4 protein-coding genes are annotated in these 6,396 nt (G+C 67.6%); 2 read left to right on the top strand and 2 right to left on the bottom strand.

What is annotated here, in order from left to right; translation table 11 throughout:
• The coding region (locus NTY77_14725; GenBank protein ID MCX5796746.1) for a class A beta-lactamase-related serine hydrolase at positions 1-780 on the bottom strand (780 nt) is incomplete at its 3' end.
• 12 nt (positions 781-792) lie between these two features.
• On the bottom strand, positions 793-3,288 hold the full coding sequence (locus tag NTY77_14720; protein MCX5796745.1) for an ATP-dependent Clp protease ATP-binding subunit: 2,496 nt from the start codon (positions 3,286-3,288) through the stop codon (positions 793-795).
• 203 nt (positions 3,289-3,491) lie between these two features.
• Here NTY77_14720 and NTY77_14715 point away from each other — a divergent pair, with 203 nt between their 5' ends.
• Together NTY77_14715 and NTY77_14710 are read left to right on the top strand one after the other, a co-directional pair.
• Positions 3,492-4,151, top strand: coding sequence for a hypothetical protein (locus NTY77_14715; GenBank protein ID MCX5796744.1), 660 nt, complete (start codon positions 3,492-3,494; stop codon positions 4,149-4,151).
• Positions 4,152-4,264: 113 nt separating this feature from the next.
• Entirely contained in the window at positions 4,265-6,163 is a 1,899-nt protein-coding gene (locus NTY77_14710; GenBank protein MCX5796743.1) for an MFS transporter, read from the top strand.
• Positions 6,164-6,396: the final 233 nt, after the last annotated feature.

The raw sequence follows: 6,396 nt of genomic DNA, 5'->3' as shown, positions 1-6,396 counted from the left end.
GGCGTCGATGAGCATGGCGGTGGCCGTGTTGTCCGACTCGTTGATCATGTGGATGAGGAGCTCCTCCACGGTCAGGCGGGTGCCGTCGGGCCGCCACTTCAGGCTCCCGGAGCCGCCCACCCGTGTCGGCCGGCGCAGCATGAGGCGTTCCTTGAGCGAGAGCTCGCCCGCCGAGATCTTGTAGAAGACCGAGATCATGACCGGCACCTTGATGAGGCTCGCCGAAGGGAACAGGTCATCGGGATGGTAGGACCAGACGCGCCGGGTGCGCAGATCCTGGAGCACGATGGAGACCCGGCCGGGATGCCGGGCCGCGACGCGGCCCAGTTCCGCGGTCATCCCGTCCCACGCGGACTGCTCGGTGTTCTGGCTCCAGGCCGGGGCCACGGCCGGCGCGATCGCGGTCGGGGCCGGGGCCGGCGCGGGAGCCAGAGTCGGGGTGGGCCCCGCAGCCGGCGGCATGGGGACGACGCTGCCGCCCTGACGGCCCTCAGGAGATGCGTCGGCCGTCATGGGCGGAGCTGTGGCGGCCGGAGCCGGCACCTCGGCCCCCAGGGACTCCTCCTCGGGCTCGGTGGCCGCGCCGAGGCTGAGGCCCTGCTCCTGGCGCCAGTCCAGGCGGTAGCCCAGGGCGTAGGAACCCGTGACCACCAGCATGGCCGCGACCAGCATGAGGTCGAGCCGCTGCAGGCGCGCGCGCGCGCGCGGCGGGATGCGCTGGCACATCCGGCTCGCGGCGGCGACCGCCGCCGACGGCGTGCCGTCTTCGCGACGGGTCATGCGCCTCCGGAGTCAGGAAGGGGTCGGGTTGACCGGAGCGGGTGGGGCGGCGAAGGAAAGCTTCTCCCCTCCGGGGTCCAAATCGACAGCGATGGTCCCGCCGCTCGCGAATCTCTTCAAGAGGATGTCCTCGGAGAGAGGGTCTTCCACCATGCGCTGGATGGTGCGCTGCAGGGGCCGGGCCCCGTAGTTGGCGTCGAATCCGGTCTTGAGGAGAAGACCCTCCGCAGCCTCGGAGAACTCGATCTTGTAGCCCTGCACCTCGATCTTGGCCCGCACCCGCGCGAGCATGAGCTTGAGGATCTGGCGCATCTCGTCCTCGTTGAGGGAGTGGAAGACGATGATCTCGTTGATGCGGTTGATGAACTCGGGGTTGAAGACGCGCTTGACCTCCTCCATCACGGTCTCCTTCATCTTCTTGTAGTCGCGCTCGTCCTGCTTCTCGTCCGGAGCCATGAAGCCCAGGGACTTGCCCCGGGAGATGAGGCGCGCGCCCACGTTGGAGGTCATGATGACCACGGTGTTCTTGAAGCTCACCTTATGGCCGAGGTTGTCGTTGAGGATGCCGTCGTCCATGACCTGCAGCAGGATATTGAAGACGTCGGGGTGGGCCTTCTCGATCTCGTCGAGCAGCACCACGGAGTAGGGCTTGCGGCGCACGGCCTCGGTGAGCTGGCCGCCCTCTTCATAGCCGACATAGCCGGGGGGCGCGCCGATGAGCCGAGACACCGCGAACTTCTCCATGTACTCGGACATGTCGACGCGCACGATGGCTTCGTCGTTGTTGAAGAGGAACTCGGCCAGGGCCCGGGCCAACTCCGTCTTGCCCACGCCCGTGGGACCCAGGAACAGGAAACTGCCGATGGGCTTCTTGGGCTCCTTCAAGCCCGCGCGGGAGCGCCGGATGGCCTGGGAGATGACCTTGATCGCTTCGTGCTGGCCGATGATGCGCTTGTGAATGACCTCTTCCATGTGCACCAGCTTCTCCGTCTCGGACTCGGTGAGGCTGGTGACGGGGACGCCCGTCCACTTGGAGACCACGTACGCCACATCCTCCGCGGTGATCGCGGGGGTGGACTGGTCGCGCTTCTCCCGCCACTTCTTCTTGAGCTCTTCCATGGCCTTGCGCAGTTCCTTCTCCTTGTCGCGCAGGCGGGCGGCCTTCTCGTACTCCTGGCCGGAGATGGCGGAGGACTTCTCCTTGACCACCTTCTCGATCTCCGCCTCCTTGTCCTTGAACTGAGGCGGGGTCTGGGTGGTCTGCAGGCGCGCCCGGGAGCCGGCCTCGTCGATGAGGTCGATGGCCTTGTCCGGCAGGAAGCGCTCCGAGATGTAGCGGTCGGCCAGGTTGGCCGCGGCGGCCAGGGCCGCGTCCTCGTACTTCACCTTGTGATGGGCCTCGTACTTCTCCTTGAGGCCCTTCAGGATCGCGATGGTCTCCTCCACCGACGGGGGATCGACGATGACGGGCTGGAAGCGCCGCTCCAGGGCGGCGTCGTGCTCGATGTACTTGCGGTATTCGTCCAAGGTGGTCGCGCCGATGCACTGCAGCTCCCCGCGCGAGAGGGCCGGCTTGATCATGTTGGAGGCGTCGATGGCGCCCTCGGCCGCCCCGGCGCCGATCACGGTGTGCAGCTCATCGACGAAGAGGATGATCTGCCCTTTGGCCCGGCGGATCTCTTCGATGATGTTCTTGAGGCGCTGCTCGAACTCGCCGCGGTACTTGGTTCCGGCCACGACCAACGCCAGGTCCAAAGAGAGGACCCGCTTGTTGTTGAGGATCTCGGGCACGTCGCCCAAAGCGATCTTCTGGGCCAGGCCCTCGACGATGGCGGTCTTGCCCACACCCGGGTCGCCGATGAGGACCGGGTTGTTCTTCTGGCGGCGGGCCAGGATCTGGATCATGCGCTCGATCTCGTCCATGCGTCCGATGACCGGGTCCAGCTTGCCCTCGCGGGCCATGACGGTCAGGTCGCGACCGAACTCGTCCAAGGTGGGGGTCTTGGACTTGGTCCGCGTGGGGGTCTGGGGCTGGCCGCCGGCGCCGCCGCCCTGCTGCTGCTGGGACTGGCCCTCGCCCAAGAGGTTGAGGACCTCCTCACGCACCACTTCCAGGCGCAGTCCGAGGTTCTCCAGGACCCGCGCGGCCACGCCCTCCTCCTCGCGGATGAGGCCGAGCAGGAGGTGCTCGGTGCCCACGTAGGAGTGGCCCATATGCTGGGCCTCCTCCACCGCGTATTCGAGGACCTTCTTGGCCCGCGGGGTGAAGGGGATCTCGCCTAGGAGCATGACGTTGTCGCCCGTGCCCACGATCTTCTCGATCTCGGAGCGCACGCGGCGCAGGTCCACCCCGAGGTTGGCCAGGACCTGGGCGGCGACGCCTTCGCCCAAAGCGATCAAACCCAGCAGGATATGCTCGGTGCCGACATAATCGTGGTTGAGCCGCTTGGCCTCCTCTTGAGCGATGAGGATGACCCGCTGCGCCCTTTCCGTGAACCGGTTCGACATGGATATTATCTCCTAAATGCGAAGCGCGAGGATGCCGAGCCCCCTTCCGACCACTAGTATGGCTCGGCGGCTGTTGCTATGTCAAGTGCAGTACATCATACATTTTTTGGCGGCCGCTCCTGGCCATCTTTACCGATAATTTAACAGCCTGTAACAGGGTTTTCACGGTCGCGAGCTACAGTGATATAGACGCGGGAGGCCTTATGCGAAACCGGACATTGATCGTGGCCATCCTCATCTTGCCGTCCGCCCTGCTGGCTCAGTCGGGCCGTCGCGGAGGTGCGCCGGCGCGTGCGACCTTCCGCGGGTCGTCCGCCGCCCCCCGCACCGTCGTCACGCACCTGGCGCCCGTAGTCCGATCCAACTCCGTCCTCACCTCCCATCCCGTCACGGTCTCGCAGGCCGGGCGCGCCACTGCCATCCAGGGTTCCGTCATAGCCCCCTCCGGCGTGACCTTCTCCGGCGTGACCTCCCGCTTTGAGGCGTCGCGCGCCCGGAGCGGCCGCAGCTGGTCGGTCGGGTCCTACAAGTCCAACCTGCGGGGCAGAGGCTCCTTCGGAGCGCGCCGCGCCGACGACCCGCAGCCTCCCGCCGAGGCGCCGGCCTATATCCCGCCCTACGATTACACGCCGGGCGCCCTGATCCGCACCGAGGGCCTCGGCTACAAGGCGACGCCGACCAACGACGCCCGCTGGGCCAACAACGACCCCGGCTACGCCATCGTCCAAGACCCGCAGCAAACGGTGACCCTCAACCCGTTCCCGGGCATCCACGTCGGGCGCGCGGACAGGCTTCCGTCCGCGGGCGGCGCCTCCGGCCGCAACGCCATCACGCCCAACGAGGTGGCGAGCCAAGGCGACTAGGACTGCCTGCGGGAAGAGCCGGCTATGGGCCTAGGCGCCCTAGGCCCATAGCCGCCCCGCCATTGCCCCGAAGGTCCCCTGACGGAACCTCCTTTTTTCGCTAAATTGTCCGTATGCGCGCGCGCCAGGCCCTGTCCGCCTCGTTGGCCGCCCTCTTGGGGCTGCTCGCCCCCGGGCCGCAGGCCTGGGCCGCCGTCGCCAAGACCGCCGTCTCGGCGGCCACCCAGTCCCTCCCGGCCGGACGCATCGCCGTCGTTCCCTCCGCCCTGAACAGCGGCCTCAACGCGCTCTCTTCCGGGATCAGCCTCGACCTGGGCGGCCGCTCCGCGGACGCGGTCCCGCAGGTCAAGGACGTTGGCAGCGGCGTCCTCACGTCCGCCGCCGTCCAGACCATCTCCGTCTCGGTCCCCGCCGCTGGGCCGGCCGCGCCAGCGGCCGCCACCGCTCCCCAGGCCCCTTCTCAGACGCCCACCAAGGTCAGCGGCATCGCCGCTGAATCGGCTCCGGTCCTGGAAGCCGTGGCGGACCGCAAGGCTTCCGCCGCCGATCTGCGCCGCGGCGGGGCCGAGTTGCAGCGCATACTCGAGGCCGGCCTGGGCCGCCGGGCCGCCCCCGCCGAAGTAAACGCCGACACCTCTCCCTCTTCTGAGCCGGCCGCCGCTGGCCCTCGGGCCGCGCTCAAGCCGGCCCAGGACCGCGCCGCGGCGCAACAGGCTCCGCTGCCCGTGCCGGAGCTCGACGCCGACCAGAAGAGCAAGTTCCACTCCTACGCGAGCGCCGTGGCCGCGGTCAAGGTCGGCATAGAGGCGCTCAACCTGGCCGTGCCGCTGCTCCTGCTCAACACGCTCCACGCCGCCATGGCGGTCTCCACCCTTTACCTGGCGGCCGAGGCGGCCAGCATCTTCGGCGGCCTCATCGGCGGAGCCTTGGTGGATCGCATGGGCGCGCGGCGCGCCTTGGTCGTCAACGGCTTCGTGCAGGCCGCGGCCATCGTCGGAGTGCCGCTGGCCATCCTCTCCGGCGGGTCCTTGGCCATGCCCATCATCTACGGGCTCTTCATGATCAACGGCGTCGCCTCCGAGCTCTTCGAGGTGGCCCGGCGCGCGGCCATGCCGCAGATCGTGGGCCACCACGAGGGCCTCCTGCGCAAGCACAACGGCAGCCTCTACGTCTGGCGCGAGATCGCGGCGACGGCCGGAGTGTTCGGCGCGGGCTGGTTCGTGCACAGCGTCGGCGCCATGGCCACGATCTGGATGCATCCGGCCTTCTGCCTGCTCGCGGCCCTGACCGCCCTGCGCCTGCTGCGCCAAAGCCAGTCGCCCGCGGCCGCCGCGGCTCCCGCCCCCGGCGGATCCTCCGGCGGCCTCAAGGCCTCGCTCAAGGGCTGGTGGGCCGATATGGTCCGGGGCACCAAGTACGTGGTCTCCGAGAAGAAGCTGCGCACCATCGTCCTGGTCAACATCCCCCTCAACGCTCTGCACAAGATCTTCCACACCTTGGTCGCGGTGATCTACGCCTCGCAGGTCCTGCACAACCCGGCCATGGCCGCGGTCATGCTGGGCGCCTGGAACGTGGGCGAGTTGGCCGGCGCTTTCTACCTGGAGCGCCGGGGGCCGCAGAGCCGGCTCTCCAACTGGATGCGCCTGGCCGGGGTCGCCTCTTTGGCCGTATGGGCTTGGTGGCTGTTCCCCACCGCCTTGGTGGCCGTGCCGATCTCTTTCCTGCTGGCTGCGGCCATGATCGGCAACGAGCTGGGGACGATCTCCTACCTGCAGTCCACCGTGCCGGAGCGGGACCTGGGAGCGGTGAACGGCTTCGTCTACGCCTTCGCCCGCGCCGTGGGCATGGTGGCCCTGCTCCTTTCGGGCTTCGCGTGGGACGCGCTGGGGACCATGGGCGGCTTCTTGGCCCTAGCCGTGCTCTTCACGCTGGCCGCGCCGGTGTACTGGCTGGCCGCCCGCCGCTTCCAGGCGGACAAGCTCGAGCACATCGACAGCGTGCCGGAAGACTGAGGACGCCCGGGTCTAGGCCCAATGCCGGTCACTTAGCGGCACGCAGTTTTTGTGCTATGACGAAAGACGGCGACTTGATGTGCCAATTTTTCATATTTTCCCATCACTTCTAGCCCCTCCACCTCCAGCGCTGGAGGTATTTCTAAATTTATCGTTATTTCATAAATATAATTAGCATTTCAGGTCGCCATCCAGATCACTGAGACTTCGGCCCAATACTCTCTCTTCGTGCG

The organism is Elusimicrobiota bacterium (assembly GCA_026388095.1).
GTDB lineage: Bacteria > Elusimicrobiota > Elusimicrobia > UBA1565 > UBA9628 > UBA9628.
Note: the sequence above shows the minus strand (reverse complement) of the source record. Positions and strands in the feature narration are given on the sequence as shown.

Coding starts and splice junctions, on each gene's coding strand:
- NTY77_14710 (MCX5796743.1), top strand. CDS start 4,265: ATGCGCGCGCGCCAGGCCCTGTCCGCCTCGTTGGCCGCCCTCTTGGGG.
- NTY77_14715 (MCX5796744.1), top strand. CDS start 3,492: ATGCGAAACCGGACATTGATCGTGGCCATCCTCATCTTGCCGTCCGCC.
- NTY77_14720 (MCX5796745.1), bottom strand. CDS start 3,288: ATGTCGAACCGGTTCACGGAAAGGGCGCAGCGGGTCATCCTCATCGCT.